At 66.3% G+C, this 19,957-nt stretch carries 14 protein-coding genes; 9 read left to right on the top strand and 5 right to left on the bottom strand.

From position 1 onward, the window contains the following. The first annotated feature begins 144 nt into the window (after window positions 1-144). The 8 genes from AWC31_RS00895 (at window position 145) to AWC31_RS00855 (ending at window position 10,557) form a co-directional block, all read left to right on the top strand. Window positions 145-1,671: a peptidoglycan DD-metalloendopeptidase family protein gene (locus AWC31_RS00895; protein ID WP_165765876.1), complete on the top strand. Its 1,527-nt coding sequence runs from the start codon at window positions 145-147 to the stop codon at window positions 1,669-1,671. Continuing rightward, window positions 1,668-2,165, top strand: coding sequence for a hypothetical protein (locus tag AWC31_RS00890; RefSeq protein ID WP_085141934.1), 498 nt, complete (start codon window positions 1,668-1,670; stop codon window positions 2,163-2,165). The genes AWC31_RS00895 and AWC31_RS00890 overlap by 4 nt, the downstream gene beginning before the upstream one ends. Before the next feature lie 96 nt (window positions 2,166-2,261). After that, the gene (locus AWC31_RS00885; RefSeq protein ID WP_085141932.1) at window positions 2,262-4,025 is read left to right on the top strand and encodes an LpqN/LpqT family lipoprotein; all 1,764 of its coding nucleotides are present in this window, start codon (window positions 2,262-2,264) and stop codon (window positions 4,023-4,025) included. 181 nt (window positions 4,026-4,206) lie between these two features. Then, entirely contained in the window at window positions 4,207-4,827 is a 621-nt protein-coding gene (locus tag AWC31_RS37585; protein WP_085141930.1) for a hypothetical protein, read from the top strand. A gap of 243 nt (window positions 4,828-5,070) precedes the next feature. Further along, entirely contained in the window at window positions 5,071-5,697 is a 627-nt protein-coding gene (locus tag AWC31_RS00870) for a response regulator transcription factor (protein ID WP_067851214.1), read from the top strand. Between the two features lie 114 nt (window positions 5,698-5,811). After that, window positions 5,812-6,492: a Pvc16 family protein gene (locus tag AWC31_RS00865; RefSeq protein ID WP_067851212.1), complete on the top strand. Its 681-nt coding sequence runs from the start codon at window positions 5,812-5,814 to the stop codon at window positions 6,490-6,492. A gap of 8 nt (window positions 6,493-6,500) precedes the next feature. Next, complete coding sequence (locus tag AWC31_RS00860; protein ID WP_085141928.1) at window positions 6,501-8,555, top strand: ATP-binding protein; 2,055 nt, start codon at window positions 6,501-6,503, stop codon at window positions 8,553-8,555. After that, window positions 8,548-10,557 carry a zinc ribbon domain-containing protein gene (locus AWC31_RS00855; RefSeq protein WP_085141926.1) on the top strand — a complete coding sequence of 670 codons (2,010 nt, stop codon included), beginning with the start codon at window positions 8,548-8,550 and terminating at the stop codon, window positions 10,555-10,557. Before AWC31_RS00860 ends, AWC31_RS00855 begins: the two co-directional genes overlap by 8 nt. Window positions 10,558-10,575: 18 nt before the next feature. Here the strand turns inward: AWC31_RS00855 and AWC31_RS36665 are convergent, their stop codons facing one another. Genes AWC31_RS36665 through AWC31_RS00835 form a run of 3 tightly spaced genes read right to left on the bottom strand, consistent with a single transcriptional unit; the run spans window position 10,576 to window position 13,475 of the window. Then, a complete protein-coding gene (locus AWC31_RS36665; RefSeq protein ID WP_110774855.1) occupies window positions 10,576-11,484 on the bottom strand; it encodes an RsiV family protein in 909 nt (302 codons plus the stop codon). Window positions 11,485-11,496: 12 nt separating this feature from the next. Next, a complete protein-coding gene (locus AWC31_RS00840) occupies window positions 11,497-11,994 on the bottom strand; it encodes a hypothetical protein (protein ID WP_085141920.1) in 498 nt (165 codons plus the stop codon). Continuing rightward, window positions 11,991-13,475 (bottom strand): peptidoglycan DD-metalloendopeptidase family protein, encoded by a 1,485-nt coding sequence (locus tag AWC31_RS00835; protein ID WP_234816667.1) that lies wholly within the window; start codon window positions 13,473-13,475, stop codon window positions 11,991-11,993. Before AWC31_RS00835 ends, AWC31_RS00840 begins: the two co-directional genes overlap by 4 nt. Before the next feature lie 222 nt (window positions 13,476-13,697). Here AWC31_RS00835 and AWC31_RS00830 point away from each other — a divergent pair, with 222 nt between their 5' ends. After that, window positions 13,698-15,224 carry a hypothetical protein gene (locus AWC31_RS00830; protein WP_133060055.1) on the top strand — a complete coding sequence of 509 codons (1,527 nt, stop codon included), beginning with the start codon at window positions 13,698-13,700 and terminating at the stop codon, window positions 15,222-15,224. 80 nt (window positions 15,225-15,304) lie between these two features. On the opposite strand, the gene AWC31_RS00825 is transcribed toward AWC31_RS00830, so the two are convergent. Continuing rightward, on the bottom strand, window positions 15,305-15,862 hold the full coding sequence (locus AWC31_RS00825) for a hypothetical protein (protein WP_085141915.1): 558 nt from the start codon (window positions 15,860-15,862) through the stop codon (window positions 15,305-15,307). Between the two features lie 188 nt (window positions 15,863-16,050). After that, entirely contained in the window at window positions 16,051-19,947 is a 3,897-nt protein-coding gene (locus AWC31_RS00820) for a phage tail protein (RefSeq protein WP_234816666.1), read from the bottom strand. Window positions 19,948-19,957: the final 10 nt, after the last annotated feature.

The following is a 19,957-nucleotide window of genomic DNA, read 5'->3' as shown; positions in this document are numbered from 1 at the left end:
ACGGCCACACGGGCACTTCTGGCTGACCTAACGGGCAGAACCCCCGCCGGGTGGGTGACACGCCGTCGACTCGACGCGACACTCACTTCATGCACGCCGCACTGGCGTGTTGTCGAATTCGTTGACGGCGACGAAAGATTCACCATGACAGTCCGGCTCACGATGCGCACGCGGATCATGCCGGTCGCGCTTTGCGTGTGTCTGGTCTCGGTGTTCGTCACCCCGCCGAACTCGGCATGGGCCGCCGGAGTCTGCGCATCCAACGGCAAGCCGCTCGCCGACGGAACCTTCACCCTGACCTCACCGTTCGGGCCACGCGGAAGTTCGATGCACCAGGGTGTGGACCTGGCGGCAAGCGAAGGTACCGACATCTTCGCCGCCATGGACGGCACCGTCGCGGCGGCCGGGCCGGCGAGCGGGTTCGGCGAGTGGATCGTCGTCGATTCGCAAACCCGCACCGGCAAGGTGTCGACCGTCTACGGCCACATGTACGCCGACGGTGTGTTGGTACAGCCAGGCGCGGCCGTCAAGGAAGGCCAACATATCGGCGAGGTCGGCAACAACGGCCAATCCTCCGGCCCGCACCTGCATTTCGAGTACTGGGAGGGCGGCCGCCTGACCCAGGGCCAGGCGGTCGACCCGTCGTTCGTGTTGGACGGGCCGAGCCTGCCCGCGGATGCGACGGCGGGCCAGCAGGTCTCTGCCGCGGCGGATTGCAAGACCGGAGTACGCAAGCCGGGCGTGGTTCCACCGGAGTTCGTCCCGTGGCTTCTCAGGGCGGGCGCGTTGTGCCCGGGGATCACGGCGCCGCTGCTGGCCGCACAATTGGAGGCGGAGAACGGTTTCCGGCACGGGGCGAACGCCCCCGTATCGCCGACCGGCGCCAAGGGACCGGCCCAGTTCATGCCCGCCACGTGGGCGGTGTGGGGCAAAGATGCCGACAACAGCGGCCCGCCGCCGGACGTCAACAGCATCGCGGATGCGGTGATGGCCCAGGGTGCGCTGATGTGCGAGAACTACAAACTCTGCGCGGACGGGATAAAGAGCGGTTCGATCACCGGCGACCCGGTCGCGCTCGCGCTGGCCGCATACAACGCGGGTTTCGGGGCAGTCCAGAGAAACCGTGGCATGCCGTCCGGCGGCGACTACACCATCCAGACGCAGCCCTACGTGTACACGATCATGCAGCGCGCCAGGGCATTCGAGGCCTCACCGTCGTTCGGCGGCGCGCCTCAGATCCAAGTTCCGGCCGGACCGACACCGGGCAACCGAGCGATCGTCGAGGCCGCCACCAAGTTCAAGGGAAAGAAGTGGGTCTGGGGCGGCGGCAGTTTCGACGGTCCGACCCATGACGGGTTCGACAGTGCGGGCCTGACGTTCTTCGCGGTCAATCGAGGCACCGACGGAAAGGTGTTGCTGCCGCGTACGACAGACGAGCAATGGAGTTTCGGCAAGGAGGTGCCGTTGGACCAGGTCCAGCCCGGCGATCTGGTGTTCAGTGGCTGGGGCATCGGGAAAACGCGGCTGGGCGGTATTCTCGGCGACGCCCGGGTGCGGCCGTCCCATGTCGGAATCGCGATCGGCAACGGCCAGATGATTCACGCCGATCCGGATCGCGGAGTCGTGACAGCCGACTTCTACCCGGGGTCGCGCGCTCGGCGGGCGACATGAAACGCCGAATCCTCGCAGGCGTTTTCGCCGCGATCCTCGCCCTCGTACCGGCGAGTGGGTGCGCACTGGACCCGTTGCCGGTCGCGAGCTCGGCCAACGTGGACCTCAGCGACCCCGATCAGGTCATCGCGAATGCCGTGCAGACGATGTTCACGTGGCATCCCACTCGCGATGCCTCCCCCGACGCCGCGTATCAGCGGGCGGCAATCTATCTTTCGGACGATCTGGTGGAACAGGCCGATACCGCAACCGAGCCCCGTCCCGGATCACAATGGGATCAGTGGCGCCTCGACAACTCCACCGTCGCTGCGCAGGCTTACTTCGTCGTCGACGAAACACCGCCGAACTCGACCGACCAGATGCATCGCGTCGTCGTGGTCGTGCAGTCCGCGCTGACCGAGGACGACAGGCTGATCGACGAGATCCGCCATACCGCATGGGTTACCGCCACCAAATCGGACGACGGCTGGCGGGTGACCAGCATTGAATTCTGACCTCGGCCGTGGCAGGCCCACGATGAGCCGCAGTAGGGCGTACCGAGCCCTACCGGCCCCGCCTCGTCCGGTGCTCTGTCGATGGGGAGGTGGCTGATGGAGGAAGGTACCCCGTTCGGCCGCTACCGGTTGCTCGAGTCGCTCGGCGGCGGCGGAATGGGCAAGGTGTGGCGAGCTTTCGACACCGTGACCAACCGCATGGTCGCGGTGAAGGTTCTCTCGGCGCACCTCGCCTCCGATCCCGCGTTCGAGCAGCGTTTCCGCCGGGAGGCTTTCGCGGCCGCCGGACTCAACAACCCTCATGTGATCCCCATTCACACATTCGGCGAGATCGAGGGACGCCTCTATGTGGATATGCGGCTGATCGAGGGGCGCGACCTGCAGAGCGTGATCGCCGCGGACGGCCCGTTGGAGCCCGCACGTGCGGTGCGGATCATCGGGGAGGTCGCCAAGGCACTCAACGCCGCGCACCGCATCGGGTTGGTGCATCGAGATGTCAAGCCGTCCAACATCCTGCTCGACGAGGACGACTTCGCCTACCTGATCGACTTCGGGATTGCGCGCGCCGCAGGTGAGACGGGGTTGACGACCACCGGTGCAGTGATCGGCACGTGGCAATACATGGCACCGGAACGGCTGGGGGTGTCAGACGTTGATGCCCGCGCGGACATCTATGCGTTGGCCTGCGTGTTGTATGAGAGCCTGACCGGCCGTCGGCCTTTTCCCGGTGACAGCGTGGAAAGCCAAGTGGCCGGCCACCTCACCGCGCCGCCGCCGCGGCCGTCGAGCACAAACCCGGGTGTGCCGGCCGAATTCGATGCGGTGATCGCCACCGGGATGGCCAAAGACCCCGAGAAGCGGTACCCGACAACGGTGGACTTGGCGCGCGCCGCCCAGGGCGCCATCACGACCCCGATGACTCGCCCCCTGCCGCAGCCTCCGTTGCCGCCCACCGAGTCTGGACCGCTCAGCGTTCCCCCGACCGAACACGATCGGCCGAAGCGGCGGGGCGCCCACCTCGATCCGGCGGCGGCCACCCACAGGCGCTCCCCCACCGATCCGAATCGCCAAGCACCCCAGTTTCTTTCATCGGGCCCCGCGCCGGCAGAAGGAGAATCGGCACCGCAACCGTCGCCTCGAGGCAAGGCCACCGGAATCTCGGCCGCCATTGCGGGGCTCCGAAGACGCTGGCAAACCAGCACCTGGTTCGCCAGTGTCGCGATCATCGGTGTGATCCTCATCGGTGGCCTGATCGTGTTCACCGTGGTTCAAAGCTCCAAGTCGCCGAACACGTCGACGCCGGCGGCACCCACATCGACTCCCGCGACACCCGTCCAGGATTCGGGCAACGAGACGATCGCCGACTACATCGCGAAGAGCAACCTCCAGGAAACGACGGTCTCCCGCGGCACACCGGGAGCGCCGACGATCGACCTGCCGATTCCCGAGGGCTGGACACCGATTCCCGAAGGTGCCGAGGGCCTGTACGGCGGGATCGTCGCCAAAGCACCGACCGATCCCAACGATCCGCCCAAGATCATCGCGACCCTCGTGAAGTTGACGGGCGATGCCGACCCGTACAAGCTGCTGTCGGTCGCGCCCGGCGAGGTCAGGAACCTGCCAGGCTACAAGGGCGGAGACGGTCAAGTGAGTACCCTCAGTGGCTACCCCGCGTCCAGGCTCGGCGGCTCGTACACCAAGAACGGCGTGACCCGAATGATCGCCCAGAACACGGTAGTCATCGAGAACGCGAGCGGCTTCTACGTACTGCAGCTCAATGCCGAGGGGCCGGAGGCCGATGCCGATGCGTTGAAGGCCGCGACCGGCGTGATCGTCCAGAAGACCGCGATCAAGCCGTGAACTCCCAGGAACATGCGCCCGGCGCGAGCAGCGGATCGAAATTCGAGTATTGCGCTACTCGCGTCGGCGTGGTTCCCGGCGCGCACACTTTCGACATGTCGTCCCAGTGCGGTGCAGCGCGTCCGCGTCACGTTCTCGTGCCGGCCGCCCACACCACCGCGTACGCACCGAAGGAGTAGCCATGGACGCCGAAATCGACGACGAGCTCGCGCCGGGGAAGACACTGCTGCTCCCGCCGTGGTGCCGGCGCGTCGGCATGGCGGCCGGCTTCGCGGCGTTGATCGCCGCGGTCGGAAGCGTCGTAACCGATCCGGGAGCGCCCGGCGTCACGACCGGCGCGAGCGCCGGGTCGTCGAGCTTCTCACTCATTGCGACGAGCGAGTGGTGGGAACCGCCGCCCCCGGCACCGCCGCCCCCGGCCGCGGCACCCGCACCGGCGCCCGCCCCAGCGCCCGCGCCGCGCCGTGCGGTACCCCGCCCGGCACCGCAGCCCGCTCCCGCTCCGGCACCGCCGCCGGCGCCACCACCTCCTCCACCGCCCCAGCTGGTGTTCAGGTTTGACCAACCGGGCACGGCCACCGTGGCGATTGCCAACAGCGACAAGCCGGTGGGTTGCATGTTCACGTCCGTTGCCGTGTCGGGTACCGCCACGGCGATCGGCTACCGGCGGGATTACCCCTTCACCGTGGCCGGTTCGGCGGAGACGCGGATCGCGCCCGACGGACCCGCGACAGGCTCGACGTTCCGCGTCACCGTGAATTGCGACAACGGCCTGTCGAGCACCATCGACACGGTCTACTGAGTGGGATCATCTGTTCTGCCCGACGCCGAACAACCAACGCGGACAACGCCTGCCGTGACATGGGCTGCGCCCTCGGCCCCGCCGGAACCGGGCATGTTCCTGCGTCGATGCCTGACGTCGATGACGTATGGCCGAGATCTCGTTGAGCGTTTGTTGAGAAATCGCCTGAATCTTGTTGAGTCAGCGTTGATGCCCTTCCGGATACTCATCGGCAACTGACCGCCCGCCCGAAGGGGAACTGCCATGCAGCGCCGAGTGTCCACATATGTCTACGCCGACGATCCCATCCTGCAGGCGGGGGTGATCAGCCAGCTACGGATGCGTCCTGAAGTCGATGTCGTCGAAGCCGGTGATCTCGCCGGTGTCGACGTCGGCATCGCCGTCGCCGACGCCCTCGACGACGAGACCATCCGAATTCTGCGCTCGCTCAAGAAAGCCGGGGTGGCCCACACCGTCCTCGTGATGAGCACGATCGACGACAGTACCGTCGTCAGCGCCGCGGAGGTCGGGGTGAGCGGGCTGCTTCGCCGGGGTGAGGCGACGCCGGATCTGCTGGTGCGCACCGTCCAGAAGGTCGCATCGGGTGAGGGTGTCATCCCGCCCGATCTCCTGGGCAATCTGCTCGGTCAGGTGGGACGGCTTCAGCGTCAGGTGCTTTCGCCACGCGGTTTGACGTTCACCGGGCTTTCGGATCGGGAGATCCAAGTGTTGCGGTTGATCGCCGACGGTCACGACACGAACGAGATCGCCCGCCAGCTGTGCTACAGCCAGCGCACGGTGAAAAACGTCCTGCACGATGTCACCACCCGACTGCAGCTGCGCAACCGCTCCCACGCCGTCGCGTACGCGGTACGTGAAGGTCTCATCTGATCCGGGCGATGCATGGTGGTGCGCTGAGTCCTGCCCCATGAGGCAGGAACCAGTGCCTTCCCAACGGAACACACGCTCGTAGGCCGACAACCGACTCCACGGAACGATAGGCAAGTGATACCTGAAGTCGATCACGCGCTGCGCACCCTCATCGAGCGCGAAGCCGTCGACCCGACCGAGGTCGACGTGGAATTCGATGCGCCGACCAAGGATTGGGCGAGCCGCCGCAACGCCCCCACGATCGGGGTGTATCTCTACGACATCCGCGAGGACCTGCGGCGCCGGGAGCGTGGCCTGCTCAACGAGTACGACGGAAACCGGGTCACCGCACGCCATCTGCCACCGCGATACTTCAAACTGTCCTATCTCGTGGCGGCCTGGACACAGCGCCCCGAGGACGAACACCAACTGCTGGCCGCCCTGCTGAGCTGCTTTCTGCGCTATGAGGCGCTGCCGGCCGACGTCCTCACCGGTTCGATTGCCGCACTCGGCCTTCCGGTTCCGGTGACGGTGGCTCTACCGCCACCGGAAGACCGTTCTTTCGCCGACGTGTGGACTGCGCTGGGCGGCGAGTTGAAGCCGTCACTCGATATCGTCGTCACGGCGCCCACCGACACCGGCCGCTCGTTCGTCGCCGGGCCTCCGGTCGAGCGTCCACCGCGGCTGCGCACCAACCGGATGGATGCCTCGGTCGGCCAGGAATCCGCGCAGCGCCGTGCCGTCGGGGACCCGGCATTTGGTCAGGAACCAGCACCCGGCGCCGTGCGGGTCCGCAAGCGTCAGCGCAGGCAGTAGGTCCGCCGATGGACATGCCTCTGGACAGCACGCGTTACCTGCTCGGCCGGGCAATGCTGGTGGAGGAACGCGTGCGCACCCTGGTCGCGCACCGCCGCGGCCACGATCCGGCGCCCGACGATCCGTTCCGGGGGTTGTACCTCAGCGACGACGTCGTCGACGCGCTGCTCTCCCCCACGCCCGCGCCGCCACCCGTGAGTGAGTCCCTTCGGCACGCTCTGGAGGAGCGCGCCGATGCCGCGGAAGCCGCCGGGGTCGAACTCCGGCTGCGGGTGCTGGCCCGCTCGGCCGGTCTGTGCGAACTGGAGGTCGAGTTCCTCATCATCTGCCAGTTGCCCGATCTGGACACTCGTTTCGAAAAGCTGTACGGCTATCTCAACGACGATGTGACTCGCCGCCGCGCGACCGTAGGCCTGGCACTGGAGCTCTCGGATCTCTCCCCACTCGATGCCGCGGCCCGCGCAATGCTGTCGCCGGGATCATCGCTCGTGGACAACTCGCTCGTGGTGATCGACGACGCCGACCGGCCGTTCCTGACCCGCGCCATGCGGGTGCCGGACCGCGTGACCGCCTACCTGCTGGGCGATGACACGCCCGATGCGGCGCTGTCCGGCGTCCTGGTCACGCCTCAAGGCCATCACTGCGCACAATCCCGGGAACTGGCACAGGCATTCAAGTCCGGCGTGCGACTGTGCTATCTGCGTGAGACGGTGAACGATTCGGGTGCGGCGATCGCCACCGATGCGCTTGGGGCGGCCGGTTTGAGCGTGATGGTCTGCGACGCAGCACGATTGGCCGCCAACGGCGACGTGCACGACGCCATTTCCGTGCTGGGCCGCGAAGCGCTGTTGCGCGGCGCGGCGCTCGTGGTCTCCCCGATCGACGCGCTCGGCGCCGATACCGCCGACATCGTCTTCCGGCTGGCCAGGATGCCGGTGCCGGTTGTGCTCACCGGGACGTCGGCCTGGGACCCGAACTGGTCGGACCGCGTACCGCTGATCGCGGAGGCCGCAAGGTTCACGGTCGGTGAACGCAGCGAACTCTGGCGGCGTGCCCTCGGTCCGCTCGTCGGGTCCGTCGACGTCGCCGATATCGCGGCACAGTATGTCTTCGGGCCCCGCCAGGTGTCAGCGGCGATCACGGCCGCCGAAGCGCTGGCCCGCTCCAACGGGGGCGTGCCCAGCGACCGCGACCTGCGCCGCGGCGCCCGCACTCAGAACGCGGCGGGCCTCGAACACCTCGCCAGGCGTATCGAGCCGGCCGTATCGTGGCGCGATCTCGTATTGCCGGACAAGACGCTCAAACAACTGCGGGAGTTGACCACCCGGGCACGCACGCGCGAGATCGTGTTGTCGGAATGGCGGATGCGCCCGGGCGGCGGGCGTGGGACCGGCGTGACCGCACTGTTCGCCGGCGACTCCGGCACCGGGAAGACGATGGCTGCCGAAGTCATCGCGGGCGATCTCGGTCTGGACCTCTACACCGTCAACCTCGCGACGGTCGTCGACAAGTACATCGGCGAGACCGAGAAGAACCTCGAACGGATCTTCACCGAGGCGTCGCGGGTGAGCGCGGTGTTGTTGTTCGACGAGGCCGACGCGATATTCGGCAAGCGCAGCGAGGTGCGCGACGCGCACGACCGTTACGCCAACATCGAAAGCGCATACCTACTCCAGCGGATGGAGACGTTCGACGGCCTGGCAGTACTCGCGACGAACCTGCGGGCCAACCTCGACGACGCCTTCACACGACGGCTCGACATGGTCGTCGACTTCCCACTTCCCGACGAGTCGGCGCGGCTCGCGCTGTGGCAACACTGCCTGGCCGCGCCGGTTCCCACGCGCGGTGACCTCGAGCTGCACGGCTACGCGAACTCATTTCCGTTGTCGGGCGGCAATATTCGATCGGCGGCTATCACGGCTGCCTACCTAGCCGCCGAGTCCGGCTCGGCCATCGGCGCCGACCACATCGGCGCAGCCATCCATCAGGAGTACCGGAAACTCGGCCGGCTACTGCCCACCCACGAGCGTGGCGAGAATGCGAAGGGGACCGCCAATGACTGAGCACCACTGCGAGCAGTGCGGCGCCGAGAATGCCGCCGACGCACAGTTCTGCACCAAGTGCGACTTCTACCTGGGATGGGACGCCGGGGTCGCCTCACTCGACGGCGCACCGCTCACGGCGTCGACACCCATCGTCCGTGAGACGCACAGCCAGAAGTTCCCCGCCGTGTCACGCGACCAACTCCGGCACACCGCACCGCCGCCCACCCCGAGGCGCCCAACCACACCGAATCGACGGCCCGCCGAAGCACCGACAGTCACGGTCGAAAGTCCCGATGTCGAACTCGATCCACACACCGGTGGCACCGTGGACATCCGCATCCGCAACCGGTCGTCGATCGTGGACGGTTACACCGTCGTCGCGCCGCGAGCACCGGAATGGCTTGAGATCAAGCACCCCGAAATCCGGGTGCTGACCGACGAAGAAAGTGTCACCACGGTCTCGTTGACCATCCGCGACGGTTTCGACGTTTATGTGCAACGCTTCCGGCTTCACATCCAGATCTGTTCGGTCGAGGATCCGGCGAAGCGGGCCGATGCCGAACTCGTCATCACGGTGCCACGGATCGGCGGGCCCATCACGATGACCGCGGAGCCCCAAGTGGTCCGGTTGCGTGACCACACCAGCGGCCGGTTCCGGTTGCGGCTCGACAACAGTGGAAGCAACTACCCTCAGCGGTATTCACTGACGGGAACCGACCCGGAGAGTGTGGTGCGGTTCAACTTCCGGCAGACCACTGTCGAGGTCCCGCCACGGCGGTTCATGTTCGTCGATGTCCGATTCGACGCGCCACCGATCGATTACGGGCAGCAGGCGCCCCGTTCGCTCAAACTGACCGCGGCAAGCGACCAAGGGATCGTGGAAACGATCGTCAACGTCGTCCAGGAACGCTCCCAGGCCCCGTCTGACAGCCCCGTGCGGCTTCGGTTGGAACGCACCGTGACCCGCATCCGTGACGCCACGTCGGCCGAGATCGCGATCCTGGTCGACAACCGGCGGGGCAGCAAGGACAGGCGGCTGGTCTTCGCCGGGCGCGACCCGGAAGGTGTGGTGCGCTTTTCCTTCTCCCAACCGCAGCTGTACGTGCGGGCCGGCGAGCAGGCCCGCATCTTGGCCAGCGTGCGCGCACCGTTGCCCCATCCGGGCGAGGAAGCCGAACGCCCCATCGTGGTGCTCTGCAACGACGGCACCGACGAGAGCGAAGCCACCGGGTCTCTGGTGCAGTCCGCCAGCACTTCTCCGATCACCACGGCGCAGCTGCGCCTGGAGCCCGAACACGTGTCGGTCCGCAACCGCCGGCGGGGCCGGTTCCGGGTGACGCTGGACAACACCAAAGGCGCGCTGCCGCTGAGCGCCTGGCTGTCGGGAACCGATCCCGAAGCGGCGCTGCGCTTCACCTTCACCCCCTCGCGCCTCGACGTCCCACCGGGGGCGATCGCAACCGCAGCCCTTCGGCTCTGGGGCAACCTGCCCGGGGCCGGGAAAGAGGTTTCCCGGGAGTTCACCGTTCGCGCCGAAGACGGCACCGGAGCCGTCGAAGATCAGGGCCGCTTCACCCAGTCCATGTCGGAGATCCTGCCGTTGATCCGGCTGGCCGCCACCCTGCTGGGCGGGCTCATCATGGTGCTGGGTGCGTTCCGACCCTGGTTCCTGAGCGGAAGGAACTATGCCGCCAGTGAATTGGGGCGGTTGCAGGATATCTTCGACGACAAGGGCCAGATCGCACCGACAACCATCGAGACCTGGATGATGGTGAGCCAACCCGTGACACGGGCACTGATCCTCGTGCTGGCCGGCGTGATGCTCCTCGGAATCCTCAGTGCCTCAGGCCGCTATACGATCGTGTCCGGATTCCTTGCCGGCGCATTGACGGTGCTCTACGTCGCGTTTGCGATGAGCAGGCTCGAATCGGGCGGTCCCGCCTACGGTGTGCCGTTGGTGGTGGTCGGAGCGATCATCGGGATCATCGGCGGGTTCTGCATCAAACGCAGTACGGCGTAGGCCGCGAGCGATCTGGATTCAGCTCGCGACGATATCGGCCACACCCGGCTTCATGATGTCGCTGAGGTTGTCCCAGGGTATGGTCAACTCGACGATGCCGGCAGCCATCGGACCGACCACGCCCTGTTCGAAAAACACCCGCATACCGGATGATTCGGCTGACCATCGCCCGAACATCTGCTCGGTCGGCTCCAAACCGGAGGCATCGAAGCTGTCACCCAGGTCGGTGCTCGGCCCCAGCGTCTCCGACTCCTCCTGCAAGCGGGCCAAGCCTTCGTCGAGGTCGTTGAACAGCGACGACAAGGTGATCAGACTCCCGCTTTCCGAATCGACGACGACCGTGCTGGCCAACGGCATCGACTGCGCCTCGGCCAGGTCGACGGCCGCGGTCCGCAGCACACCACTGAGTACCCGCTCGCCGATCCGCACCTCGCTACCGGGACGACCCTCCAGGCTTCCGCCCGTCACCGAGTCCGCCTGCGCCTGCAGCGCCGCATCCATCTCGTCATTGAAAACCGCAGCTACCTCGGGATTGCCACCCTCGACACGAGGCACCTCGGCATCGACGAAAACCGTGCCGAGGAACCGCTTCACCTGCTCGGTTGTCGCGGTGAAAGGCGGGTGCCCACTCGACGTTCCGGAGTTGTCCCCGCCGCCGGAGTCTCCCCCGCCTGCGCCGCTGTCACCGCCGCCGCCCGTATCACCACCTGATCCCCCACCCGACCCGGCACCTGACCCGTCACCGCCGCCCGAGCCGTCGGTTTCGGACGTGCTCGCGCCACTGCCGGACACCGATGTCGACGGAGTGATCGATGCCGATTTCGAGGTCGGATCCCACCACACCGAACGGACCACGTAGATCGCGACGATCACGAGGACAATGGCGCCCGCCGCCGCCACCACAATCCGTCCACCACTGAACAACACCGGGATTCCCCCTCAGAACTCGATACTGGTGACGCGCCAACCGTTGTTCGACCGCTTCGCGGTCACCCATGCGGTGTGGCGTATCTCGTCGATGAGCCGGTTGTCCAACGTCGCGATCGACTGCACCACCACGACCACCCGGTGGGTGACATCGGTTGAGTTCGGTGGCGTTTCGTCGGCCAGGAAATAGACTTTGGCGGTGACGTTCGCACCATCAGAGCGCCATTGATCCCATTGTGATCCCGGTCCCGGTGTGGTCGTCTGCTCGCCCTGCTTGGCAAGATCACCGGCAAGATAGGCCGCTGCGCGCCGATAAGCCGTGTCGGGAGACTCGTCCTGGGTCGGGCGCCAGGTGAACATCGTGGTCAGAGCATCGGCGATGACCTGATCAGGATCGCTGAGGTCGACGCTGGCCACCTGATCGATCGGTAGCGGATCCAGCCGGCAGCCGGTGACCGGCCCGATGACGACGATGGTCAGGAAGACAACCACGGCAACAAGCTTTTTCATGACACCCGCCGCGCCTTCGACTCCGGATAGAACTCGGCGATGACCACCCCGCGAGCCGGGTCCGCGTGGATCATCTCGCCGTTTCCGACGGCGATCCCGACGTGCGAGGGTCGGTCATGCCGGTCCCAGCCGCTGAAGATCAAGTCGCCGGGCTGCACCTCGGGCAGCGCAATCTCCTTGCCCACGTTCCACTGTTCATCGGCGGTGCGCGGCAGCACCTCCTTGCCGCCCGTGCCGCGCACGACGGCGTAGTAGGTCAACCCCGGACTGTCGAAACCATCGCGAGTCGGCCCGTCCACCCCGCCTCCGCCCCACACCCACTTCTTGCCCTTGAATTCGGTAGCGGCGTCGACGATCGTCGTCGGGCCACCGGTGATCGGCACCGACTCGGGCGGCATGCCGCCGAGACCGGGACTCGCTTCAAATGCCTTGGCGCGCTGCATGATCTTGTACACGTACGGCTGCGTCTGGGTGGTGTACTCGCCTCCCGACGGCATGCCGCCGTTGCGCTGCACCGCTCCGAATCCGGCGTTGTAGGCGGCCAACGCGAGGGCAACGGGATCACCGGCCAGCGAACCGTCCGCGACTCCTGCGGCGCACAACCGGTAGTTCTCACACATCAACGCGCCCTGCGACATCACCGCGTCGGCGATGCTGTTGACATCCGGGGGCGGGCCGCTGTTGTCGTAGTCCTTACCCCAGGTTTTCCATGTCCCTGGCATGAACTGCGCAGGCCCCTGCGCTCCGGTCGACGAGACGGGTGCCGTCGGGCCGTGCCGGAATCCGTTCTCGGCCTCCAGTTGCGCCGCGAGCAGCGGGGCGGTGATGCCCTGACACATCACACCGGCCTTGAGCAGCCAGGGCACGAACGCCGGGGGAACCAGGCCGGGCTTGAGGACGCCGGTTCGGCAGTCTGCCGCAGACGAAGCCTGTTGTGCGGTCGATTGATTCGCCGACACCGCTTGACCGCTCAGGATGAACGCCGGATCCACCGCCTGGCCGTGGCTGAGCCGGCCGCCCTCCCAGTACTCGAAATGCAGGTGGGTGCCGGTGGATTGGCCGTTGTTGCCCATCTCGGCGATGTGGTCGCCTGCGCGGACGGGCGCTCCCTGGCGCACCAGCACGCCGTCGGGGTACATGTGCCCGTAGACGGTGGAGACCAGGCCGGTGCGGGTCTGTGAGTCGATCACGATCCATTGACCGAATCCGCTGGCCGGCCCGGCGGCCGCGACCGTCCCGTCCATCGCGGCGAAGATATCGGTGCCGTCACTGCCCGCGAGGTCGACGCCCTGGTGGATGGAGTTGCCGCGTGGCCCGAATCCCGACGTGGTGGTGTACGTGCCGTCCGCCAACGGTTTTCCGTTGCGTGCACACACACCGGCCGCCCAGGCCGGCGGTGCGGGCGTGATCAGCATGGCCGCGACGCTGACACACAACGCGATCAGGAAAGCTCTCCTGGAGATCGTGACGAGGGCTGTCATCATTCATCTTTCGTCGCGGCATCGGCAGCACGGATGTACGGCTGCACTGAGCAGTGTCCCGCCGCATGCGACGATTCGTCATCGCCCGCGGGACGGGTTTGCCCGATCGGTCAACCAGTACTGCCCTACCAGCCGACCACGACCGCACCAACGGACGTCGCGGTAACTGACACCAGACCGAACAATGATGGGACAGCACACATACCGGTGCGAGGAGACGGCATGGGACGCCACGCGGATTGTCGGCACCGCAGGCGGCGGCGCGGGCAGGCAATTCTTGCCGTCCTGCTTGCCGCCGCGGTGTTCGTGGTCGCCGCGTGCGGCCCGTCCGGCGACGCACCGGAGCCGGGCGGTACCGACTCTGACGAGACCGCTCCCGCCGAGGCTCAGGACGCGATCGTCAACGGCCTCGAGACGATGTTCACCTGGTACCCCGTGCGGGACGGGTCGACGCTGGACGCGTACAACCGTGCCTTGCCGTACTTCGGGGCTGAACTTCGGGCGGGCAAGGACACCCTCGAACGCGGCAACAGCGTCTGGTGGCAGGAGTGGAAGGCCAAGAAGGCCGAGGTCACCGCCGATGCGCTGCTGGTTACCGGGGAACATCCCGCCGACAAGCCGGACACCGTGCAGCGCGCCGTGGTGGTGACACAGACGGTCAAGACGCCGGACGGCAAAGTGCTCGAAAGCAATACGATGCGAATCGAGCGGGTGGTCGCCAAGAAGAGCCCTGAGGGCTGGCGTGTCGAAGAGATCTCGTTCTTCCCCGTCAACGAGTTCCGCACGCAGGTCTGCCCGCCGGGACAATCGCACCAGCCGCCTCCCGACGGCCCGTGTGCGCCGAATCCTCCTCCGCCACCGAAACAATGCCCCGATGGCACCACCGTGGCACCCGATCAGATGTGCCCCGAGCCGAGGATCGGGCCACGCACAAAGCAGTGCCCGGACGGCAGCACAGTTGCGGCCGATGCCACCTGCCCCACCGAGCCGAAAGTGACATCGCCACAACCCGAGCCGTGCCCGGAAGGACAAGTTCGCGACGCCAACGGGACTTGCCAGCCGGAGCCGTGCCCGGACGGCCAGGTGCGCGGCAACGACGGAACCTGCCAACCCGAACCCTGCCCCGACGGTCAAGTGCGTGGGAGCGACGGAACCTGTCAACCCGAACCCTGTCCCGACGGACAGGTCCGGGGCAGCGACGGAACCTGTGGCTGCCCCGTCGGAACCGAGCTCTACAACGGCACCTGCGTCTCACCCTGCCCCGAAGGACAGGTCCGCGGCAGCGACGGAACCTGCGGCTGCCCCGTCGGAACCGAGCTCTACAACGGCACCTGCGTCTCACCCTGCCCCGAAGGACAGGTCCGCGGAAGTGGCGGGACGTGCGGCTGCCCCGCCGGGACCGAGCTCTACAACGGCAGTTGCGTGAGCCCGTGTCCGTCGGGCCAGGTGCGCGGCGCCGGCGGCACCTGTGGCTGCCCGGCGGGGACCGAACTCTACAACGGCAGTTGCGTGAGCCCATGTCCGGGAATCAGCAGCCGCAACGCCAGCGGCACGTGCGTGTGTCCGCCCGGCTACACCGGCACACCCGAAACCGGGTGCGGCAGCTACGTCGGGGCCGGGCCGCCGCCACCTGGACCGCGGGTCGAGCAGGTGAGCTTCGAGGTGTCGATGCCCTGCCCCTACGTTGTGGCCACGCAACGTAAGGCTTTTGTGGGCCGGGTCATGGCGCAGCCGGGTCTTGGTTCTTGAGCGTTCGGGCGTGTCGCGGGAGGCGATCGTAGTTCGTGTTGGAAGTGCGCTATCACCGGCGATATCACACCTCAGGGCACCTAGTCGGTGCAGTCGAGATCGATCGGCTTGTTGAAGGGATCGATTGCCGCGGAGAGTGATTCGGCATCAGTGTGGCGTTTGGCCTCTTCCTTGTCGTGGATCTCCTGCAGGTGCTCCTGTAGCGCCGTGGTTCCGCAGCCGGTGAAGTCGATGCGATGCGTGGTGGTGCCGTCGTACGTGCGGAACCGGCGGGCATGCTCACGCTCATGCGGACCGAGCACGTCACGCAGGAACGCGCGGACTCGGCGTTCCTGACACGCGGTGAGACCGTCGGGGACGTCGGGCATCTTGATCGTCACGTCGGCCTTGTACGTGACGTTGAAGGTGCCGACGGCATGCAGGCACGGGTCGTCCTCGGGGCACTCGGTGCAGCTCTTCGCGCGCTTCATCGATTTCGGCGTCCACTTCGACGTCCCGCCGTCGAACGCCGCGGTCGTGTCGCCATGCAGGGAGACGCTCGGGCCGCCGTTGTGGACGATGGGGCTCGGTTGGTGCGGGCGGGTGAGTATGTCGCAGACCGCTGCGTTGCCCGCCAAACGTTGCAGCTCACGGACCACCCTATGACTTTTACTGGGTCCCGACACCGCCAGCCACAACGACATCTCGGCCTCCGCGGTCCGCGTCGCACCGCGGCGGGTGTGCGACGGACTTACCAACCGCGACGTTCGATATCGGGGCACGCGTCTAGTCGACTCCAATAGAAGCCATTTGTCCAGAAGACCCCACCTCTTACGGCGGGTGAACGTCAACGACGTCGTCGGATGACAGTCAGCTTCTTGTCGTCCTCGGGCTTTTGTTCTTCGGCCGGAGAGGCATCAGGCCCGACGGCTCGTGGTTCAACTTTCCAGCCGCCCGATTCCGCAATGGCGGCAAGCGTCGCGTTCGTGGTGCTCCTGTTGTCTGCGGCTTCTCGCATTTTGTCGACGTACGCTTTTCTCCATGTCAGTGTGCGAGTCGTGGCTTCCGGAGTCAGCGCCTTGACCGCGATCATGTCGTCCGTGCACAGCGTGCACGGACTGTGGCTGATGTCTACGGCCACACCGACGATCCGCTTGCGCCAATCTTCGTCGGACCGACGTAACCAGTTGACGAACTGTCTTTCGGCATGGGTTGCGTTGGACTGGACCGGACTGCCCTCTGCAGTATTGAAAGTCACCACGTTGACCGAAGCAGCGCCGGCCGCAGGGACCTCAACGAGACCGCCGCCAACCTGTTGACTCGCCGTAACACCGCGATATCCCTTCGGACGTGCGGGATGCAGCTCCACGGGCGGTAGTTGATGGACGCGAAGGTCCCCATCCCATTTGTGCGGCTTCGCACCCGCCATATCGGGAGGTAGCTGCTGTTCGGCGTCGTTGAGTGTCAGCGTGATCTTCATCGTCACGTAGGGTTTTCCGCGAACGAACTTCGCCTTGGTCTCACTCCACTTTTCCTTCAGATAGCGGGGTATCAGCTCGATCAGACGATCGAACGGACTCGCCTCCGCCATCACAGAGACAGCTGCCCCGTCGCCGCCTGTCAACTCCAGCCTCTTCAAGCCATGCGGGCGCAGGTCGGCCAACACTGCAGGTAGCGTGCCGCGAAGTTGATCGACTGTCACACCATTCTCGACCGCTTTCAACACGCGCTTCCTGGCCTCCGCCTTGACCTCTTGAGAGGTCTTCGGGCCCAACCCGAGCTTGCTTGCGGCTGCAGATGCCTTCTCCTTCACCCACTTCTTGCCCGCCTCGGCCTTGCCCTTCACCCACGCCTTACCCGCGGCGACCTTCGCCTTGACCTTGCCGCCAATCCCCTTGAGTCCGCGGATGATCGGGCCTGCGAGTTTGAGTCCGGTCTTGATCACGAAGTCGATCGCCTTGTTGACGGGCTTCTGCAGTTTGCCGATGATCTCGCGGATCTTCTGGCCGATGCCGCCGATGCCGATGACGCTGGCGAGGAAGCCGATCAGGATCGGCACCATCTGACCGAGGACGTCCTCGATCTTGGCGACGACACCCCCGACGTTGCCCTTGACGATGTCGACGGCCGAGTCGATCACCGTGTTGACGAACTTCATGATCCGCTCGGCGTTGTTGACGAAGAACATGATGACGTCGTAGATCAGCTTGCAGGCCTTGATGAATGCCGCGGCCGGGTTCAGCAGACCGATCAGCCACGTGATGCCCGCGGTGATGATCCGGGTGATCACGAAGTCCTTGACCTGTTCGAGGATCATCTCCTTGATGTCGCCGAGCTTGTCGACGAGCATCTGCCACAGGCCGGCGACACCTGCCGTGGCGATCGTGCGGAAGATCTCCACGCCCTTCTCGATCGCGGCCATCGCCGGCTCACCGATCTGCTTGACCAGCCGGTTGCGGATGTTGCGCCAGGTCAGGCCGAACAGTGACGCAAGGAGTTTGATGATGCCCTGCAGGTCGAACTTGTCGGGGAGCTCGACGCCGCCCTCGGCCAACGCGCCGAACAACCACGTCATCAAGCCTTTGCGCAGGTGTTCGAGGATGTTGTCCTTGAACCGCATGATGCCGCCCTTGACGCCGGCAACCAGGTTGCCCAGGAAGCGGACCGGGGCCTTGATGATGTCGCCGACCACACTGGAAACCCGTGCCAGCGTGTCCATGAGCATCGCGGCGAGCTTGCGGATCGTGTTGATGACGGCCTTGATCGCGCCGATCGCCTTGTCGACCAGTCCTTTGTTCTCGGCCTGCAGTTCCTCGATGCGTTCGTCGAGGCCCTTGCGGGCGTCGACGTACTTGGTGGCGAGGGTGTCGACGACGGCGTCCTGCTTGGATTTGACGTCGTCCTCGAGTTGTTCGAAGCGGTCGTTGATCTCTTTCGAAGCCTCGGCGCCGACCTTCTGCAGATTTGCGGGCAGACTCTTGACGTAGGAGGCGATCTCGGCCTTGCCGGTGGCGATGCGCTTCTTCGCCGCGGTGAGGTCGTTGCCGACGATGTCGGCCACCCGCGAGATGACGTTGTCCATCTGCTTGAGGTAGAGCTCGCGGCCGGCCTCGTAGAATTTGTTGACCTTGTCCGGCATGCCGACCAATTTGTCTTTGGCCCAACGTAATCCGCCGAGCCACCCGCTGTAGCGGTCCTTCTTGTAGGCCGACATCTTCGCGGCGACGTAGGTCTCGAACGTCTTGCGGGCGTCGGCTTCGCCGGTTTCGAACGCCTTCTCGACCTTGGGGTCGATGCCGTCCAGGATCTTCTTCACGTCGGCTTCGGTCGCGGCGAAGATGGATTGGACACGGGCGGTGACCTCGGCGCGCTTCGCCTCGTCCTTCGACTTCGTCTTGCCCTTGTCGGCGACCAGCTTGGCCAACGCGGCCGCCTTCGAGCCCTGCATACCGGCCACACCGGCCTTCGTCTCCGCGGCGGCTTCGGTCTTCGACTGGGCGATGACGTCGGCCTCCTGCTTGCGGAACGCGCCCGGAGCCGTATCGGCGTGTGCGGCAGCCTCTTTCTTGTCGGCCAGAGCCTGTTGGAAGTCCGGCTCGTTGGACTCGGCGAGCTGCTTCTCGTCGACCTGGGCGTCGGCCATCTCCTGGTTGGCCTGCTGCTTGCCGGCTTCGAGGTTGAGCTGTTCGGGTGGCGCCGGTTTCGGCACCGCACCGCTCGCCGGGATCGCCGGTGCCGGGCCCTGCTGTTCCGGTCCCATCGGCGTGACCGGTTTCGCGACAGCCTTGGACGTGTCAGGCGCTGCCGCGGTGGCCGTTTCGATGTCCTTTTCCTGGCTCTCCTTGCCCTGGGTCACCAATCCCTTGACATCGCCTTTTACTTCGCCGGCCTTGCCTGACTTCGCGTAGTTGTCGGCCTCGCTCAGCGTCTTCGGCGACTTGGCCTCGATGGCCGCCTTCACCGCCGCGATGAACGCCTTCTTGTCGAACGACCCGGCCTGCTGGGCGTCCATCGTGTCGACCTTGGCGGCCTTCGCCTGGCCGGCGATGTCGTCGGTCGGCGCGAGCGCGGCGTCCTGTGCCTCTTTGGCTTTGGCGGCCGCCGGCGGATGCGCGCGCTTCTCGTTGGCGAAGGACTTCACGTTCGCCGTCACGGCGGTGAACGCCGGATCCTGACCCGGTTTGACCGATTTCGGGGCCACCGGCGGTTGCAGCAGTTGATCGGCAGACAGAGTCGCCCCACCCGATGCGCCGGTACCCGCCGCAGCGGTCGGCGCGGCCGCCGGGCGAGCTCCACCGCCGCCGCCGGTCCGCTTGGCGGGCTTCGCCGCGGCCTTGCCGAGGGGACTCTTGGCGGGTAAGGGCTTGGGCGGCGGCACCGGTTTCTTCGGCGCCACCGCGGCCGGCCCGAATCCCGTTGTCGTGACCGCGAGCGCCGACGGCGGCGGTTTCGGACCTTCGAGTTCGACGGGCACCCCGACCGCTTTGGCCGCCTTTAGACCTTTCTCGACCGTGTCGATGGCCGGCTCGTCACGGCGCATTTCCTTGAGGGCAGCGTCGATTTCGTCCTTGCCCGGTGCCCTGAGCTTTCCCATCAGCAGCGCGTTGACCGCCGCATTCCCGGCCGCCCGCTGCAGCGCCGCCAGACCGGCCGGACCGCCATTGGGTCGCGCAGGCCCCGCTCGCCTACGGCCCTCCGTCAGTGCGTCGTTGACCGGCCGTGCGGCCCGAGCCGGCTCCGTCATGTTCGATTCG

This window comes from Mycolicibacterium wolinskyi, assembly GCF_002101965.1.
In the GTDB taxonomy this organism is placed as follows: Bacteria; Actinomycetota; Actinomycetes; order Mycobacteriales; family Mycobacteriaceae; genus Mycobacterium; species Mycobacterium wolinskyi.
Note: the sequence above shows the minus strand (reverse complement) of the source record. Positions and strands in the feature narration are given on the sequence as shown.